Source organism: Deinococcus sp. NW-56 (assembly GCF_002953415.1).
In the GTDB taxonomy this organism is placed as follows: domain Bacteria; phylum Deinococcota; class Deinococci; order Deinococcales; family Deinococcaceae; genus Deinococcus.
The window spans coordinates 1,204,573-1,221,995 of record NZ_CP026516.1; the positions used below are offsets into that span (position 1 = coordinate 1,204,573).

Annotated in this window: 17 protein-coding genes; 7 read left to right on the forward strand and 10 right to left on the reverse strand. The window is 68.3% G+C overall.

The features are described from left to right. Positions 1-4: 4 nt before the first annotated feature. The 9 genes from C3K08_RS06065 to C3K08_RS06105 form a co-directional block, all read right to left on the reverse strand. A complete protein-coding gene (locus C3K08_RS06065) occupies positions 5-1,015 on the reverse strand; it encodes an NAD(P)/FAD-dependent oxidoreductase (protein ID WP_104990494.1) in 1,011 nt (336 codons plus the stop codon). Positions 1,016-1,130: 115 nt separating this feature from the next. Then, on the reverse strand, positions 1,131-2,249 hold the full coding sequence (locus tag C3K08_RS06070; RefSeq protein WP_104990495.1) for an RIP metalloprotease: 1,119 nt from the start codon (positions 2,247-2,249) through the stop codon (positions 1,131-1,133). Beyond that, complete coding sequence (dxr, locus tag C3K08_RS06075) at positions 2,246-3,409, reverse strand: 1-deoxy-D-xylulose-5-phosphate reductoisomerase (protein WP_199777004.1); 1,164 nt, start codon at positions 3,407-3,409, stop codon at positions 2,246-2,248. The genes C3K08_RS06070 and dxr overlap by 4 nt, the downstream gene beginning before the upstream one ends. Before the next feature lie 117 nt (positions 3,410-3,526). Continuing rightward, a complete protein-coding gene (locus C3K08_RS06080; protein WP_199777005.1) occupies positions 3,527-4,357 on the reverse strand; it encodes a phosphatidate cytidylyltransferase in 831 nt (276 codons plus the stop codon). Positions 4,358-4,445: 88 nt separating this feature from the next. Beyond that, the gene (frr, locus tag C3K08_RS06085) at positions 4,446-4,997 is read right to left on the reverse strand and encodes a ribosome recycling factor (RefSeq protein WP_104990497.1); all 552 of its coding nucleotides are present in this window, start codon (positions 4,995-4,997) and stop codon (positions 4,446-4,448) included. Between the two features lie 87 nt (positions 4,998-5,084). Then, positions 5,085-5,801 (reverse strand): UMP kinase, encoded by a 717-nt coding sequence (gene pyrH / locus C3K08_RS06090; RefSeq protein WP_104990498.1) that lies wholly within the window; start codon positions 5,799-5,801, stop codon positions 5,085-5,087. Between the two features lie 285 nt (positions 5,802-6,086). Next, a complete protein-coding gene (tsf, locus tag C3K08_RS06095) occupies positions 6,087-6,884 on the reverse strand; it encodes a translation elongation factor Ts (RefSeq protein WP_104990499.1) in 798 nt (265 codons plus the stop codon). A 94-nt stretch (positions 6,885-6,978) separates the two neighbouring features. Next, positions 6,979-7,776, reverse strand: a complete 798-nt coding sequence (gene rpsB / locus C3K08_RS06100; protein WP_104990500.1) for a 30S ribosomal protein S2 — start codon at positions 7,774-7,776, stop codon at positions 6,979-6,981. 150 nt (positions 7,777-7,926) lie between these two features. Beyond that, entirely contained in the window at positions 7,927-8,730 is an 804-nt protein-coding gene (locus C3K08_RS06105) for an aminoglycoside phosphotransferase family protein (RefSeq protein ID WP_104991945.1), read from the reverse strand. 70 nt (positions 8,731-8,800) lie between these two features. Here C3K08_RS06105 and C3K08_RS06110 point away from each other — a divergent pair, with 70 nt between their 5' ends. The 6 genes from C3K08_RS06110 (at position 8,801) to secA (ending at position 15,251) form a co-directional block, all read left to right on the forward strand. After that, positions 8,801-9,610: an undecaprenyl-diphosphate phosphatase gene (locus C3K08_RS06110; protein ID WP_104990501.1), complete on the forward strand. Its 810-nt coding sequence runs from the start codon at positions 8,801-8,803 to the stop codon at positions 9,608-9,610. Positions 9,611-9,622: 12 nt separating this feature from the next. Beyond that, a complete protein-coding gene (locus C3K08_RS06115; RefSeq protein ID WP_234009193.1) occupies positions 9,623-10,666 on the forward strand; it encodes a heme-dependent oxidative N-demethylase subunit alpha family protein in 1,044 nt (347 codons plus the stop codon). Beyond that, the gene (locus tag C3K08_RS06120) at positions 10,663-11,106 is read left to right on the forward strand and encodes a ribonuclease domain-containing protein (RefSeq protein ID WP_234009194.1); all 444 of its coding nucleotides are present in this window, start codon (positions 10,663-10,665) and stop codon (positions 11,104-11,106) included. The genes C3K08_RS06115 and C3K08_RS06120 overlap by 4 nt, the downstream gene beginning before the upstream one ends. Then, on the forward strand, positions 11,103-11,501 hold the full coding sequence (locus tag C3K08_RS06125; protein ID WP_104990502.1) for a barstar family protein: 399 nt from the start codon (positions 11,103-11,105) through the stop codon (positions 11,499-11,501). Before C3K08_RS06120 ends, C3K08_RS06125 begins: the two co-directional genes overlap by 4 nt. 47 nt (positions 11,502-11,548) lie before the next feature. Continuing rightward, positions 11,549-12,553, forward strand: coding sequence for a tRNA (adenosine(37)-N6)-threonylcarbamoyltransferase complex transferase subunit TsaD (tsaD, locus tag C3K08_RS06130; RefSeq protein WP_104990503.1), 1,005 nt, complete (start codon positions 11,549-11,551; stop codon positions 12,551-12,553). An 82-nt stretch (positions 12,554-12,635) separates the two neighbouring features. Then, the gene (gene secA / locus C3K08_RS06135; protein WP_104990504.1) at positions 12,636-15,251 is read left to right on the forward strand and encodes a preprotein translocase subunit SecA; all 2,616 of its coding nucleotides are present in this window, start codon (positions 12,636-12,638) and stop codon (positions 15,249-15,251) included. Between the two features lie 61 nt (positions 15,252-15,312). Here secA and C3K08_RS06140 read toward each other — a convergent pair whose 3' ends face one another. After that, the gene (locus C3K08_RS06140) at positions 15,313-15,564 is read right to left on the reverse strand and encodes a hypothetical protein (protein ID WP_104990505.1); all 252 of its coding nucleotides are present in this window, start codon (positions 15,562-15,564) and stop codon (positions 15,313-15,315) included. Positions 15,565-16,074: 510 nt separating this feature from the next. Here C3K08_RS06140 and C3K08_RS06145 point away from each other — a divergent pair. Next, a complete protein-coding gene (locus C3K08_RS06145; protein WP_104990506.1) occupies positions 16,075-17,337 on the forward strand; it encodes an ABC transporter ATP-binding protein in 1,263 nt (420 codons plus the stop codon). The last annotated feature ends 86 nt before the right edge of the window (positions 17,338-17,423 follow it).

Here is a 17,423-nt window from a genome sequence, read left to right on the forward strand (position 1 = left end):
TGCCTCAGCCGCGCGGAGCGGGTCGGGCCGGGTACCCGCCCTTCTCGCTGCTGTGACCCGGCCGGACCTTCAGTTCGGGCCGAACGTGGTGCGCGGCGTGATTCGCAGCGACCGCCGCCTGCGCGAACGCCACCGACAGCAGCTTGAAGTCCCCGCCCGACCGGGCGAGATCGCCGACCACGTACACGCCGGGCAGCACCGTCTCGCCGCCGGGACCGCCCGGCACATACTCGCCCTGCCACTCCAGCGGCCAGCCCGCGAGCGGGGAGAGGTCGGGGAGGTAGCCGTTCAGGATGAGCACCGTGTCGGCCTCCACCTCCCGCGCTTCGCCCCCCAGGGTCAGGACCGCGCCCGTGGGGGTCAGGCGGTCCAGCACGGCTGGAGCCAGAACCTCCAGCGTGCCCGCCGCCCGCTCCGCCTCCAGCGCCGCCAGCGTCCCCGGATCGCCCCGGAACCCCGCCCGGCGGTGGGTCAGGGTGACCCGTGCCCCCGCCCCCGCGAGTTCGGTCGCCGCACGGGTCGCCTGTGGCACGCCGCCGACCACCAGCACCTGCCGTCCGGTGAGGCTGGCCGGGTCCGGCAGGTCGGCCCGCACATCGGGATGTGTCTCGGCCCCCGGCACCCGCACCTCGCGCGGGAGGAGCGCCCCCAGCCCCGCCGCCAGGATGACCGCGCCCGCCGGGTGGGTACCCTGGTCCGTGCCGACCAGCCAGCCGCCCGCTGGGTCCGGCGTCAGCGTCCGCGCCACCTCGCCCAGATGCACGTCCACCCCCAGCGGCGCGAGCTGAGCCTCCAGCGCCCGCACGAGGTCCCCGGCCCGCGTCTGGGGGCTGCCGGGCGCGTCGTACACCACCTTGTCGGGGTAGAGGGCCGACAGTTGCCCGCCCAGCTCGCCCCGTGCCTCCAGCAGCCGCACGCTCAATCCGCGCCAGCCCGCGTAAAAGGCGGCGTACAGTCCCGCCGGACCTCCGCCCACCACCAGCACGTCCGTCCGTGTCTCCCGCTCACCGTTCACCCTGCGGAGTATGGCAGAGGGCGGCCCCACCGAAAGCTCCGGCGCTTGCCATCCGGCCGCAGGCAAAAGAAGAGGCCGGGCACCCCTCCTCGGCCCGGCCCCTTCCGCCTCACCTTTAAAAGAAGCGGCTCACGTCCCGCACCACCACGAACACCATCAGCAGCATGACCAGCGCGAAGCCCGCGAAGTTGATCGCCTGTTCCTGCGAGAAACTCAGCGGGCGGCCCCGCAGCGACCCCACCAGCACCAGCAGGATGCGCCCGCCGTCCAGCCCCGGAATGGGAATCAGGTTGAAAAAGGCCAGCGACAGGTTGAGCAGCGTGGCGATCTGCACCAGCGCCCAGAAGCCCACGTTGGCCGCCTGGCTGACGATCTCGGCGGTGCCGATGGGACCGCTGACATTCTCGTCACGCGAGAGGTCCAGCGTGAAGAAGCGGGCGAACAGGCCCCCGAAGGCCCGCAGAATCTGCGGCACCGCCTCGGTGGTGGTCGTGACGGCGGTGGCGAAGGCGACGGGCACGGACGCGTCCTCCACGTCGGGGCCGTAGCCGATGCCCAGCAGCTGCCGCTCGCCGTTCACGCGGGCCTGCCAGTCGAAGGCGAAGTCGCGCGTCTCCCCATCCCGGCGCACGGTCAGCGTCTTGGGGCCGCTCGTCGCCAGAAAGTCGCGCAGGCCCTCCCAGCCGGGGCGGGTCTGGCCGCCTGCCGTGCGCGTCTCTGGAATGGCCTGCCCGTTCAGCGCCACGATCACGTCCCCGGCCCGCAGGCCCAGTGCCTCCGCCCGCGAGTCCGGCTGCACCGACTCGATGCGGGCGCGGTCGAGCGCGGGCACCCCCTGCGAGGCGAAGGTGGCGGTCATCAGCCCCAGCGCGAGCACCAGGTTCATCAGCGGTCCGGCGAGCAGCACCGCGATCTTGCCCCAGGCAGGCAGTGCCGCGAAGCCCCGCGTGGCCTGCCGGAAGCCACCCTGTCCGTCCTCCTCGGGGGCCATGCCATCGATTTCCACGTACCCGCCGATGGGCAGGAGGCTGAGCCGCCACTCGGTCCCGCGCCAGGGCCGTTGAAAGAGGACCGGCCCCATCCCCACGCTGAAGGACTTCACCGCCACCCCCTGCCACCGCGCCAGCGCGTAGTGCGCCAGCTCGTGCAGAAAGGTCGCCACCCCGATAATCAGCAGCGTCCACAGCAGGCCCATCGGCGTGAGCGCCGCCGCGATGCTCTGGAACACGTTCACGCCCGCACCCCCGCTGCCAGCTCCTGCGCCCGCGCTGTGGCCCAGCGGGTCGTCTCCTCCAGCGCGTCCCAGGTCAGTTCGCCCGGCGGCGTCTCGCCCAGCACCCTCTCAATCAGCCGGGGAATGTCCATGAAGCCGATCTGCCCGGCCAGGAAGGCGGGCACGGCCACCTCGTCGGCGGCGTTCAGGGCGGCGGGAAGCAGCCCCCCGGCTTCCCCCGCCCGGTACGCCAGCCCCAGGCAGGGAAAGCGGGCGTGGTCCGGCTCGCGGAACTCCCACTGTCCGGTCAGCGGCCAGCCCTGGTGCCCCGCCACCTCCGGCCCGCGCCGGGCGCCCTGCACGTCGCCGGGGCGGGTCATCCCGGTGGGGGCCGCGTCAATCGCGTAGGCGATGGCGAGGCGCATGTCGGTCGGCCCGAACTGCCCCTTGAGGCTGCCGTCCCGGAAGCGTACCGCCGCGTGCAGCACGCTCTGCGGATGGACGACCACACCCACCTGCGAGAGCGGCAGCCCGTACAGGGCCGCGCACTCCATGACCTCCAGCCCCTTGTTCATCAGGGTGGCCGAGTCGATGGTGATCTTCTGGCCCATGCTCCATGAGGGGTGCTTGAGCGCCTGCTGGGGTGTCACCGCGCTCAGGTCGGCGGGACCGTCCCGGAAGGGACCGCCCGACGCCGTGAGAATCAGCTCGGCCACGTCGTCCAGATGCTCCCCGGTCAGGCACTGGAAGACGCCCGTGTGCTCCGAGTCGATGGGCACCAGCCGCCCGCCCCCGCGCCGCGCCGCGTCCCAGATCAGATCCGCCGCCGTGACCATCGCTTCCTTCGTCGCCAGCGCGACCGCCCGCCCCGCCTCCAGCGCCGCGCGGGTGGGGGAGAGGCCGGGCAGCCCGCTCATGGCGTTGACGACCACGTCGGCGGGAAGGGTCGCCACCTCTGCCGGGTCCGCGATCACGCGCACATCTCCGAACCGGGCGCGAGCCTGCGCATAGACCTCCTCCGCCACGCTGACGACCTCCGGGCGGAACTCGCGCACCTGCGCCTCCAGCCCCTCCAGATTGCGCCCCGCCGCCAGCGCCCCTACCCGCCAGCCGCGCTCCCGCGCCACGTCCAGCGTCTGCGTGCCGATGCTTCCCGTACTGCCCAGAACCGTGAGCTTCACGGGAGACAGCATGGCGCACGGCGGGGCGGGTGATAGTGGGAAGTGGTCCCTGGGGAGCCGAGAAAAGGAAGCGGGAGCCTGTGTCCCGGCCCCCACTCCCCACTTCCCACGGATCACTTACCGTGGAAACAGGCTGATATTCAGAAACAGATACGTCGCCGGAACCGCGAACAGCAGCGAGTCGAGGCGGTCGAGAAAGCCGCCGTGCCCCGGCAGGCTGCTCCCCGAATCCTTGGTCTTCAGCGCCCGCTTGATCAGGCTCTCCGACAGGTCCCCGAGCTGCGAGGCGCTCGCCACCAGAATGGAGAGCAGCAGGGCGTCCAGCGGCGAGCCGATCTGGGTGAGCTGGGTCATCGCCAGCACGATCACGAAGCTGAAAGCGAGGCCGCCGATGGCTCCCTCCACCGTCTTGCCGGGGCTGACCTCGGGGGCCAGCTTGCGCCGCCCGAAGAAGTGTCCGCCAAAGTAGCCGCCGATATCCGCCGCGAAGGTCGCCAACAATGGCAGTGCGAAGTACAGCAGGCCTGTCTCGCCGTCCGGCGTGTAGCGCAGCAGCAGGAAATAGCCCAGCAGCCAGGGGATGTATAGCAGCCCGAACAGGGAGTAGACCACCCGCTCCAGCGGACGCTCGCCGGGGCGCATCACCTCCATGACGAGGAGGTAGCCCAGCGCCACCGTCAGCACGACCTCGCGCCAGGAGCCGCCCTCCCACGGCGGCGCCGGAATCATCGGCAGGCTCGCCACGATGATCGCTGCCCCGAAGACCCCCAGGGAGACCCGGCGCACGTCGATGTCGTTGCGGTCGAGCATCCGGATGTACTCAAAGAGACCCATCACCGCCACGAAGACCAGGGCGGGCAGCATCGCCCACCAGCCGATCACCACGATCAGGCTGACCACCGCGAACCCCACCACCGAGGTGAGGACGCGGGTGCTCAACGATTCCACGGCTGCCCCCGGCAGGCTCGCCGCTCATGGCGTGGGGCGCGGAGCCACCTGGCGGTCCACACGCCCCACGCCACCGGCCCGGAGCCGCTCACCCGAGGATTTCCTGCTCCTTCTTGTGGAAGGTGCTGTCCACCCGCGCGATGAACTCGTCGGTGATCTTCTGGACCTCGGCCTCGCCGCGCTTGATGTCGTCGTCGCCCACGCCCTCGATCTTCTTGACCTCGTCCATCGCGTGCTTGCGGACATTGCGCACGGCCACGCGGGCTTCCTCCGCGTAGTTCCGGGCATTCTTGACGAGGTCCTTGCGCCGCTCCTCGGTCAGCATGGGCAGGCTGATGAAGATGGTGTCGCCCTTGTTGTTGGGGTTCAGGCCCAGGTCGCTGTCGCGGATCGCCTTCTCGATGGGGTTCAGGGCACCCCGGTCCCACGGCGTGATGACCAGCGTGCGGGCGTCGGGCGTGGTGATGCTCGCCACCTGGTCGATGGGCATGGTGGAGCCGTAATAGTCCACCAGCACCTTCTTGAGAATGCCGGGGTTGGCGCGGCCCGTGCGCAGCACCGAGAGGTTGTTTTCCAGCGCCTCAATGGCCTTGCCCATACGTTCGCGGGCGTCGGCCTGAATGGATTTCATGTCTGCCATGAGGAAGTCTCCTTTGCGGGGGATTCTAACGGGACCAGGGCGCCAGCGGCACCGTCCGTGAAAAAGAGGTGACCGCGCCGCACCCGCTCAGGTGGGGGTGCTCTGGATCAGCGTTCCGACCCGCTCGCCCCGGAAGAGCCGCGCGAGGTTGCCCTCCTCGAAGAGGTCGAACACCACGATGGGCAGCCCCCGGTCCATGCACAGGGTGATCGCGGTGGCGTCCATGACCTCCAGCCGCTGCTCGACCACGTCCATGTGGGTCAGGGTGTCGAAGCGGCGGGCGTCCGCATGCTTGCGGGGGTCCTTGTCGTATACGCCGTCGACCTGGTTCTTCGCCATCAGGACCACCTCGGCGCCGATTTCCAGCGCCCGCAGGGTGGAGGTGGTGTCGGTCGTGAAGAAGGGCGCCCCGTTGCCGCCCCCGAAGATCACCACCCGGCCCTTTTCGAGGTGGCGCATCGCCCGGCGGCGGATGTACGGCTCGGCCACGGCCTGCATCTGGATGGCGGACATCACGCGGGTGGGCTGCCCGGCCCGCTCCATCGCGTCTTGCAGGGCCATCGCGTTCATCACGGTGCCCAGCATCCCGATGTAGTCGGCGGTGGCGGCGTCCATGCCTGCCCCGTTGCGGGCGCCGCGCCACAGGTTGCCGCCCCCGATCACGATGGCGAGTTCCACGTCCGTTCCGGCACGGGCCTCCACGATCAAGCGGGCGAGCGCCGCCGCCTCCTCGGGGTTGATGCCGAAGCCGGACTCGCCCGCCAGAAATTCACCGGACAGCTTGAGCAGAACGCGTTTGAACATAGAGCACCTCGGAAAAATTGCTGGTAGGTCGAAGGCGAGTGAAACGGGAAGGAGTCGGGCGGGGGGAGCGAAGAGGGAGCCTCATGTCGCTGCCTTCCCGACCGCTCCGACCGTGAGGTGGAGTCGGAGCCGCCACCCGCAACGGGGAAGAGCGCATGAAAAACGCCCAGGCGGGCCGGGGAGGGCCGCTGGGCGTGGGGAGGCAAAAGCAGCAGAAGCGGCCCGTGAACAGGTGCAAACAGGTGCAGAAGAAGGGCGGCTCTGTGTGGCCGCCCCCTGTCACCTTTACGCGCCGATCTCGAAGCGCACGAAGCGCTTGATCTGGGCACCGTCCAGGTACTTCGAGACCGTGAGGCTCTGGTCCTTGACGAACTTCTGCTCGGGCAGCACCTTTTCCTCGTAGAACTTGCCGATCTGTCCGGAGACGATCTTGTCCACGATCTGCTGGGGCTTGCCCTCGTTGAGCGCCTTGTTGGTGAGGATCTCGCGCTCCTTCTCGATGTCTTCCTGGTTCACCTCGTCACGGGTGAGGTACTGGGGACGCTCGGCGGCCACGTGCAGCGCCACGTCCTTGGCCTTCTGGGTGTCGCCACCCGCGAGGTCGACGAGCACGCCGATCTTGCCGTTGGAGTGGACGTACCCAGCGACCGTGTCGCCCTCGACGTAGGCCACGCGGTTCAGGACGAGGTTCTCCCCGATCTTGCCCGCCGCCGCCGCGACGGTGTTCGCCACGGTGTCGCCGCTCTCCAGCGTGAAGTTCTTGAACTCCTCCACGTCGTTGGTCCCGGCCTTCAGCGCGGCCTGCGCGAGTTGCTCGACGAGCGCCTGGAAGTCCGAGTTGCGGGCCACGAAGTCCGTCTCCGAGTTCACCTCGACGATGGCGGCGCGGTTGCCGTCCACGACGAACTTCACGAGGCCTTCCTTGGCTTCACGGTCGGCCTTCTTGGCGGCCTTCACGATGCCGCGCTCGCGCAGCAGGGCGACGGCCTTGTCCTCGTCGTTGCCCGCGTCGGCCAGGGCCTTTTTCACGTCCATCATGCCCGCGCCGGTCAGTTCGCGCAGCTTCTTGATCGATTCCATCATGGTGTGGACCTCCTGGGAGTGGATTGGCTGTTCTGAGAAGGGGGCGGACCGAGCCTTGCCCTGAACGCCCCCGGTGCTGCGGTGAGCCTCCGGCTCAGCCCGCGCGGCCCTGGGTCGAGGTGAGCTGGCTGGTGTCGCCCTCTTCGCCCTGCTCGGCCGCGTCGATGTCGGCGTTGCCCTCTTCCACGCGCCCGCCGGACACGTCCTCGCCGCCGCCACGGGCCTCCACGATCAGGTCACCGACGCGGTGGGTGATGAGCTGAATCGAGCGGATGGCGTCGTCGTTGCCGGGCACGATGTAGTCGATGACATCGGGGTCACTGTCGGTGTCGGCCAGCGCGATCACGGGGATCCCGAGCTTGTTGGCCTCCTGCACGGCGATGACTTCCTTGGTGGGGTCCACCACGAAGATCGCGTCGGGCAGGCGGGTCATCTTGCGGATGCCGCCCACAAAGCGCAGCAGGCGCTCGCGCTCGGAACCGAGCTGGATACGCTCGGCCTTGGGGCGGTCGTTGATGCGCCCGGACTCGAACAGGTCGTCGAGTTCGTTCAGGCGGTCGATGCGGGTGCGCATCGTCTTGAAGTTGGTCAGCATGCCGCCGAGCCAGCGGCTGGTGACAAAGGGCATTCCGGTGCGGCGGGCTTCGAGTTCCACGATCTCCTGCGCCTGCTTCTTGGTGCCGACGAAGAGGATCACGCCGCCGCGCTCGGAGAGGTCCTTGATGTAGTCAAAGGAGCGGTCGATCTGCTTGAGGGTCTTTTGCAGGTCGATGATGAAGATGCCGTTGCGCTCGGCGAAGATGAAGCGCTTGAACTTGGGGTTCCAGCGCTTGGTCTCGTGCCCGAAGTGCACGCCCGCTTCGAGCAGTTGCTTCATGGAGATGTACGACATGTGGACTCCTGAACGTTGGTGGGAAAAGTTTGCCGTCCTCGTGCCAGCCTTCCGTCTCTGAGACGTTCTTGCGGCCAGGCGCATCCACGACGTTCCAGCGTGGGTGGGCAGGGGTCACGGGGGCACCCAAACGAAGAGTGTAGCAGACAATTAAGCGTGCAGCTCAGCGGCGGCAAGCGAGGCGACCGTCAGAGTCCGCCGCACCTGCCCCTCCTCTCCGTCCTCCAGATGCCACGCAGCGGAGAGTCCGGCATAGGCAAGAATCCACTGCAAAAGGCGCCTGCGGTCCAGCTCTGCCGCCTCGGCCACGATGAACGACTGGCGGGCGAGGCGGCCTGGGGTGGCAGCGAACTCCAGGCCAGGATTGCAGAAAATGTTCGCATAGTCGAAGCCCCGCTCCCCGATCAGCCCCTTGGGGTCGATCGCCAGCCAGCCCCGCTCCCGGCTGTGCAGGACATTGCCGTGGTGAATGTCGCCGTGAAGAGGGCGCACGTCCTGCGGGTGGGCGAGGAGGGCGCGAGCCGTCGCCAGAGACAGCGTGAACAGGCCGCCATATCGGGGTGCCGCCTCTTCCAACGAGCGAAACCAGCGGGTCAGGGGTGTCAGCTCGGGCCACGGCTGCGGTCGGGTCGTGTGGAGTTGCCGGACGACCCCGCACAGCACCCGGCTCGCCTCGTCGTCCCTCCCGGCCCGTACCATCTCGGTCAGGGAGCGGTCGCCTTCGACCCGTTCCAGCAGGATGCTCTCTTCGTGGTGGCGCAGCACGCGGGCTGCCCCCTCGCCGCTGAACCAGACCATCAGGCGGTGGCCGACCCGTTCCTCGTCCACCCGCGCGACCTTGAGCATGGCGGGCTGTCCCTCAAACCGTACGGGGAGCAGGTCACTGCTGTGGGTAGGGATGGGATCGCCGTCGGGCACGAGGTTCCAGCGGCGCAGAAAGGCGGCGAAGGGCACGGCCCCATTCTGGGCCTTCACCTTTGGGATGATCTGAGCAGGTGGTGGCGGGTGCTACCCTCCCCCGGACATGGATTGGTTCTACGCCATCATTTACGGGATCGTCGAGGGCATCACCGAGTTCCTCCCCATCAGCTCGACCGGGCACCTCATCCTCACCGGGAACCTGATGGGGGTGCCGTGGCCCAAGGAAGTGAAGGACGCCTTCGAGGTCGTCATTCAGGGCGGCGCGATCCTGAGCGTACTGGTGTACTACTGGCGGGATTTTCTGAAGGTGCGGCATATCGGTCAGGACCGTGAGCAGCAGACCCTCTGGACCGGCGTGCTGGTCGCCACGATTCCGGCGGTGGTGCTGGGCCTGCTGCTGGGGGACATGATTCAGGAGAACCTGTTCAACCCGGCCGTGGTGGCGTGGGCCTTGATCGTGGGCGGCGTGTTGATGTGGCTGATCGAGAGCCGCCGGGTGCAGCCCGACGTGCATGCCATCGAGGAGATCGGGGTCCGCAAGTCCCTGCTGATCGGCGTGCTGCAATGTCTCGCGCTGCTGTGGCCGGGCTTCTCGCGCTCCGCAAGTTCCATCCTGGGCGGCATGGTGCTGGGCCTCGACCGACCCACGGCGACCAAGTTCAGCTTTTACCTCGGCGTGCCTACCCTGGGCGGCGCGGCCCTGCTGAACCTGATTCAGGACCGCGAGGTGATCTTCGGGGAAATCGGCCTGCTGAACGTGCTGCTGGGCGCGGCGACCTCTTTTGCGGTGGCCTACCTCGCCATCGGCTGGCTGCTGAAATTTGTGTCCACCAACAATTTCAAGGGCTTCGCGGTGTACAGAGTGATCGTGGGCGTGGTCATCCTGCTGCTGGTGGGGGCCGGGCGGCTGTAGCACAATCAATTTGTGTTCTCCCACCCGCCGACCGTCTACCGCCCCTTTATGGAGGGGGTGTACCGCGTGTCGGCGGGTTTGTTTCGGCTGGGCGCCCAGTCGGTGCCCTGGCGAGAGGATGGGCAGGTGGAGGGCCATACCTTCGCGCTCGACCGTGATTACGCCCGCTTCGTCGCCAGCAAGGTCGCCGCGCACCGCCGTGCCCTGCACGAGTACGCGGGTGAGGCGGGCCTGACGCCGGAGCTGCGGGAAGCCACGCTGGCGTTCGTCGCCCGCACCCTCGCCGCCGAGAGCGGGGGCGTGATGACCTGGGACGGGCGGCGCTTCACCAACCGGGCGCTGGGCTGGGGCGCCGACCTCGGCCTGCGGTGGGGGAGCGTGGAGGGGCTGACCCGCTTTGGGGCTCCCCTGGCTTCCCTCGTCGCCGGGGTGACGCCCCTGACGGCGCTGGATTTCCTGGGCCTGAATGCTCCCGAGGATCTCGCCGTGATCGCCCGCGACCCGCAGGAGGGGCGCGACTGGCTGGCCGCCGCGCACGTCCTCTCGCCGCAGCACTGGGACCCGCGCGACAAGCTGGGGCGGGACTTCGTGGCCGTCCATACCCCAGTCGCCGGAAGCGGGCCGATGAACGCGACTGCGCCCCGGCTGGTGGAGGCCGTGATCACCCGTGGCCCCTTCGTGCGCTTCGCCTGGGGCGTCGCCATGAGTGACCGCCTCGACCACCACCCCGTCGCGCTGCCCGACGAGGACCGGGCGGGGGAGACACGCTTCGACCCTAATCGCGCCTTCCTGCGGGTCGAACGGCAGACACTGACGGGCTTTCCGCCCGCGCACGGGGCGCTGTTCACCATCCGGCCTTACGTGTACCCGCTGCGGGGGGCAGTCGCCACCCCGGAGCAGGCCCGGCCGCTTGCCGCCGCGCTGCGCTCCATGACGCCGGAGCAGGTCGCGTACAAGGGGCTGACCCCGCTCCTCCCGGACCTGCTGGGGTGGCTGGACGAACAGGGAACGCTCAAGGAACCGGGTGGACAGGCTGCCCTACACTCCGGGACGTGAGCCTGCGCCGTCTCCTGCCTCTGGGTGCCCTGCTGGCCGCCGCCGTGCTAGGCGGCTGCGACGTGCCTGCCTCCGGCCCGCAGACGGGCGGGGAGCCGGTGGCCGCCCAGACCCGCGCCCCGGCCCGGCCCGCCCGTGACCCGGTCAGCGGCCTGCCCTGGATCGAGGTCGCCGCTCTGCCCCCCGAGGGACGGCGCACCCTCAGCCTGATCGCCTCGGACGGCCCCTTCCCCTACCGCAAGGACGGCAGCGTGTTCGGCAACCGTGAGCGCCTGCTGCCTCAGCAGCCCCAGGGCACCTACCGCGAATACACCGTGCCCACTCCCGGCGAGGACGACCGGGGAGCGCGGCGAATCGTCTGCGCCGAGCGCGAGCCGCCGACCGCCGAGTGCTACTACACCGCCGACCACTACTCGTCCTTCCGGCGGATCGCCCCATGATCAACGTCTTTCAGGCACCGCCGCAGGGCATCCAGACCGCTCCCCACGACCCGCGCATCCTGGCTGCCGGGCATCAGGTGGCGCTGCGCGAGGTCAATTTCACCGAGGTACGCGACAAGGACAGCTTGATGCTGGCCTTCCTGCGCGGTCTGGCCCTCACCGAGAACTTCGGGCGCAACTGGGACGCGCTCTACGACGTGCTGACCGACCCGGAGGCGCGGCCGGAGCGCTTCGCCATCCTGCTCACCGACTATTCCGCTTTCCGTGCCCGCCAGCGTCAACTCGGCCCGCAACTGGAGAGCGTGCTGCTCGACGCCCAGGCCGAAGCCACCCGGCAGGGGCGCTCGCTGTGGCTACTCGCGGAGGAAGCCGGGCACGACCCACGGGCCTGGTGACCCCGGCGGCGGTGCGCCCCCGCCGCCCCCTGCTATCCTCCCCCGCGATGAATGGCCGCCCCACCCGCATCCTCGGTATCGACACCTCCTGCGACGACACGGGGGTGGGCGTGGTGGAACTCGCGCCAGATGGCGGGGTGCGGGTGCTCGCCAACCGGGTCTGGTCGCAGACGATTCACGCCAGCTACGGCGGCGTGATGCCCGAACTCGCCAGCCGCGAGCATGTCGAGCGTATCGACGCGGTGACCGGGGACGCGCTGGCCGAGGCCGGACTGGCGGTAGGGGACGTGGACGTGGTGGCGGCGACCTCCGGCCCCGGTCTGGTGGGAGCGCTCCTCGTCGGGCTGATGTACGGCAAGGGGCTGGCGCAGGCGCTGGGCGTGCCCTTCTACGCCGCGCACCACCTGGAGGGCCATATCTTCGCGGCGGCGTCGGAAGCCGAGTTGCGCCCCCCGTACCTCGCGCTGGTAGTGTCAGGTGGACACACCCATCTCTTCGACGTGCCGCGTGAGGGCGAATACGTGCTGGTCGGGGCCACCCGCGACGACGCGGCGGGCGAGGCCTTCGACAAGATCGCCCGGCTCGCGGGGCTGGGCTACCCCGGCGGTCCCGCCATCAGCGAGGCGGCCCGGCGCGGCGACCCGGAGGCGGTGCCCTTCAAGGAACCGCTCAAGGGGCAAAAGGGCTTCGACTTCTCCTTCAGCGGCCTGAAGACGGCGGCGCTGCTCGCCCACCGCGCCGGAGCCAAACCCGAAGACCTCGCGGCGGGCTTCGAGCGGGCGGCGGTGAGCTTCCTGCTGAAGACGACGTTGCGGGCGGCCAAGGCCCACGGCCGGGACACGGTGGTGGTGTCGGGCGGGGTCGCCGCCAACCGCGCCCTGCGCGAGGCGTTCGCGGCCAGTCCCGTCCGGGCCGTCTTTCCCGGCCAGGGCCTGAACACCGACAACGGCGCGATGATCGCGCTCGCAGGCGCGGCGGCGTTGCGGGCGGGGCGCCCCCCCAGCCCCCTGTCCGAGGGGGCGGTCGCCTACGCGCCGCTGGCGAACGCCTGAGTCTAGACCGCTCAACTTTCTTACACTCAACTTACTGAACTCTGGCGATGGGCGTACGGCCCACGCGCTATACTCGCGTGTCATGTTCCGTGTCCTGAACAAAGTGTTTGATAACAACCAGCGCGACGTGGCGCGAATCGTGAAGACGATCGTGCAGCCCGTCAACGCGCTGGAAGAAGAAACCCAGAAAATCGAGAACCTCGCAGAAGCCTTTATGGCGCTGCGAAAGCGCGTGCAGGAGGGCGGCGAGACCCTCGACGACGTGATCGTTCCGGCCTTTGCCCTGATTCGGGAGGCGGGCCGCCGCTCCATCGGCAAGCGGCACTACGACGTGCAGCTTATCGGCGGGGCCGCGCTGCACCAGGGCCGCATCGCGGAGATGCGCACCGGTGAGGGCAAGACGCTGGTGGCGACGCTGGCCCTCGCCTTGAACGCGCTGGAGGGCAAGGGCTGTCACCTCGTCACCGTGAACGACTACCTCGCCCGCGTGGGCATGGAGGAGATGGGGCTGCTGTACCGCACGCTGGGCCTGACGGTGGGCCTCGCGAGCCGCGACCTCCAGCCCGCGCAGAAGCAGGCCGCCTACGCCTGCGACATCACCTACGTCACCAACTCGGAGCTGGGCTTCGACTACCTGCGCGACAACATGGCGCAAAGCCGCGAGCAGCTCTCGCTGCGGGCCGATACACCCCTGAATTTTGCGATCGTGGACGAGGTGGACTCCATCCTGATCGACGAGGCCCGCACCCCACTGATCATCTCGGGCGCGGCCGAAAAAGCCACCGACCAGTACTATCTCTTTGCCAAACTGATTCGCCGCCTCCAGAAGGGCGAACCCGCCGAACCCGGCAAGCGGGCCGAGCCGACCGGCGACTACACCATTGAGGAAAAGGGCAAGCAGGTTCACCTCACCGAACAGGGCATCACCAAGATCGAGCGGCTGCTCTCGCTGGGCGACCTCTACAGCCCCGAGAACATGGACAAGGCGCACATGATCGTGCAGGCGATCCGCGCCAAGGAGCTGTACCACCGCGAGAAGGACTACATCGTCAACGAGGAAGGCGAGGTCGTCATCATCGACGAGTTCACCGGCCGCTCCATGCCGGGCCGCCGCTACGGCGAGGGGCTGCACCAGGCGATCGAGGCCAAAGAAGGCGTCAAGATTGAGAACGAGAACCAGACGCTCGCCACGATCACCTACCAGAACTTCTTCCGCCTGTATGGCAAGTTCGCCGGGATGACCGGTACCGCCAAGACCGAGGAAAAGGAGTTCCTCGACATCTACGGCTCGGACGTGCTGGTGATCCCCACCAACCGCCCCATCCTGCGCAAGGACGCCGACGACCTCGTCTACCGCACCCGTATGGGCAAGTACGCCGCCGTCGTGAACGAGGTGCAGGAGATGCACGCCACGGGCCGCCCGATCCTGATCGGCACCGCCAGCATCGACACCAGCGAGCAGCTCAGTGCGCTGCTCTCGCAGGCCGGAATTCAGCACGCCGTCCTGAACGCCAAGTTCGAGGCGCAGGAGGCCAGCATCATCGCGCAGGCGGGCCGCAGCGGGACCGTCACCATCGCCACCAACATGGCGGGGCGCGGCACCGACATCATGCTGGGGGGCAACGCCGAATTCATCCTGGGCGAGGCCATCGAGCAGAACTTCGGCATCAGCCGCTTTGCCCCCGAGGCCGAGGCCTTTATCAAGGCGATCAGCCGGGGGGACCCGGAAGCCGAGCGCCTCGGCATGGCGATTCCCGGTATGGTGCCCGACTTTATCCGGCAGGCGCAGCAGCTCCAGAGCGACACCGTGGCCGACCGCCAGCGGGTGCAGGAACTGGGCGGGCTGCACATCATCGGCACCGAGCGCCACGAGTCCCGCCGCATCGACAACCAGCTCCGGGGCCGCGCCGGGCGTCAGGGCGACCCCGGCTCCAGCCGCTTTTACGTCTCCTTCGAGGACGACCTGATGCGCCTCTTTGCCAACGACCGCGTGGTCGCCATGATGGACCGCCTGGGAATGGACGACTCCCAGCCCATCGAGGCCAAGATGGTCACCGGGGCCATCGAAAAGGCGCAGGCCCGCGTGGAGGACCGCAACTTCGGCATCCGCAAGCAACTGCTAGAGTTCGACAACGTGATGAGCGTACAGCGCGACACCATCTATGCCCAGCGCCGCGAGGTCCTGCTGGGCAGCGACGAGGATGTCGAGGAGTCGACCGAGGGCATGATCGCGGACTTCGCGGAAATGCAGCTCGCCTACTACGCGCCCCTCGATCAGGCCCCTGAGAGCTGGGACCTCGACACCCTGCGGACCAACATGGTCGACGCGGTGCCGCAACTGGAGACCTACGACTTTGAGGCGATGCGCGGCATGAACCCCGACGCCGCCCACGCACACCTGTTGGAAGCGGTGGCCGACGCCTTCGACGCCCGCAAGGACGAGCTGAGCCCCACCATGCTCAACAGCCTCTCGCGCTACGTGCTGCTGCAACTTGTCGACCAGCACTGGAAGGAGCACCTCCATGCGATGGACGTGCTGCGCCAGGGCATCGGCCTGCGCGGGTACGGCCAGCGGGACCCCTTCACCGAGTACAAATTCGAGGCCACGAACATGTTCAACGACATGATCGACACCCTCAAGGGCGAGGTCACGAAGTACATCTTCCGAATGCAGTTCGGGGCTCAGGGCGCGGCGTAAACGAGAGTCTGAGCAGAGCGAAGCGGGCGGCTTCCGGTTGGGAGGCCGCCCTTGTCGTTGTTCAGCTCCAGCCGAGCGCTAGGGCGAGCAGGTCGGCAGTCGCGTAGAGCATGAGCAAGCACGCGACCGTCATGACGAGGGCCAGGAACCGCGCCCTGGCCCGCCAGAGTGCCCAGACGTGAACGGCGAAATAGAGCGTGATCATCCCCGACATGAGGACCGAGCCTGGAAGCTGTGCCTGCGGGCTGGAGCGGGCAAAGACGAAGGCGGCGAGAAGGGCAATCAGCCAGAGCCAGGGCCGGGAGAGGGACACCGCGTCAACCTCCCGCGCCGCGCCGCAGCAGCTCCGCCTGCCAGGCGTACCAGATGGCGGACAGAAAGAAGCAGGTCGCCAGACCGAAAAGCCCCCAAAGAATGATGGCCAGAGCTGGGTGCTTCCTCTGCCGCCGGATGTTCCGGCCCGCTCCCCAGGTCATCAACCCCAGGCCCAGAATTTGCCCTGACGGACCCCAAACATCCCAGGCAAAGCCCGGTGAGGTACTCAGAACGCTTGACGCCAGATAGAGCAGCGACCCTGCGACCGTGGGCCAAGCCTCGGCCCACTGGTCTCCCTGGGTGCGCTTGGGCGAAGACATACCCTGTCATACCCCATTCCATGACGCTCCTGTCACGATTCCGCCTCGCCCGGAGTACACTACCCCTGTCCGTTTCCGCGTCAGCGTTCACCCAGGTTCTAGGCGAACCCCGGTCGCCCGACCCGCTGCCCTGACCCACAGAGCAGCACACTCACGGGCGAGAGCAGGGGCGTAAGGAGAAGAGCGTCATGGCAGAAGTCGTTCTGGAGAACATCAACAAGCGCTACGGCACCAAGCATCACGCGGTGAAAGACTTCAACCTCCACATCGAGGACCGCGAGTTCATGGTGTTCGTGGGGCCGTCGGGCTGCGGCAAGTCCACCACGCTGCGGATGATCGCGGGGCTCGAAGACATCAGCAGCGGCGTGCTGAGCATCGGCGGGCGCGTGGTCAACGACGTGCCCCCCAAGGACCGCGACATCGCGATGGTGTTTCAGAACTACGCGCTGTACCCGCACATGAACGTCTACGAGAACATGGCCTTTGGCCTCAAGCTCCGCAAGACGCCGCGCGACGAGATCGACCGCCGGGTGCGCGACGCGGCCCGCATCCTGCAGATCGAGCACCTGCTGGGGCGCAAGCCCAAGGAACTCTCGGGCGGGCAGCGTCAGCGCGTGGCGATGGGCCGCGCCATCGTGCGCGAGCCGTCCGTGTTCCTGATGGACGAGCCGCTGTCCAACCTCGACGCCAAGCTGCGCGTGGAGATGCGTTCGCAGATCAGCCAGCTTCACCGCCGCCTGGGAGCCACCATCGTCTACGTGACCCACGATCAGGTCGAGGCGATGACGCTCGGCAACCGCATCGTGGTGATGCGCGACGGCGTGATCATGCAGGTCGACACGCCGATGAACCTCTACGACTTCCCGCAGAACAAGTTCGTGGCCGGGTTTATCGGCAGCCCCTCCATGAACTTCCTGACCGCGCGGGTCGAGGGAGGCGACTTCGTGATCGGCGGGAGCCGCGTGGCCGCGATGGGCCGCCTCGCCCAGAGCCTGCGGGCCTACGAAGGCCGCGAGGTTCACCTGGGCATTCGCCCCGAGCATGTCGGCGTGATGGGCCACAGCGACCTTCCGCACGGCCAGAACGTGCTGCGCGGGCAGGTCGTGGTCGTGGAGCCGCTGGGCGCCCAGACCGACCTCGTGATCGACGTGCAGGGCCAGCATCTCACCGCCAAGGTGGAGGGCCAGGCACCCCTCGAAGTGGGCGACGACATCGACCTGCTGATCGACCAGACCCGCCTGCACGCCTTCGACCACGAGACTGAACTTGCCATTGACCGGGGCACCCCGACGGGCAAGCGCGGTCAGGCCGACACCCAGGGCCTGGGCTACGAGTACCCGGCGACCGGGCAGGGGCAGATGGGCACGCCTGCGCCTGCCGCCATGGCCTCGCAGGGCACCCAGATCAGCTCGGCTGCACCCACCGTCACGGTGATTTCCACGAAGGACTGATTGCACAGGAGGCCGAGGCACCTCACACCTTCCAGATGGGAGGTGGGTGGGGTGTTTCGGCTTTCAATCACCTGGCTTACGCCGCA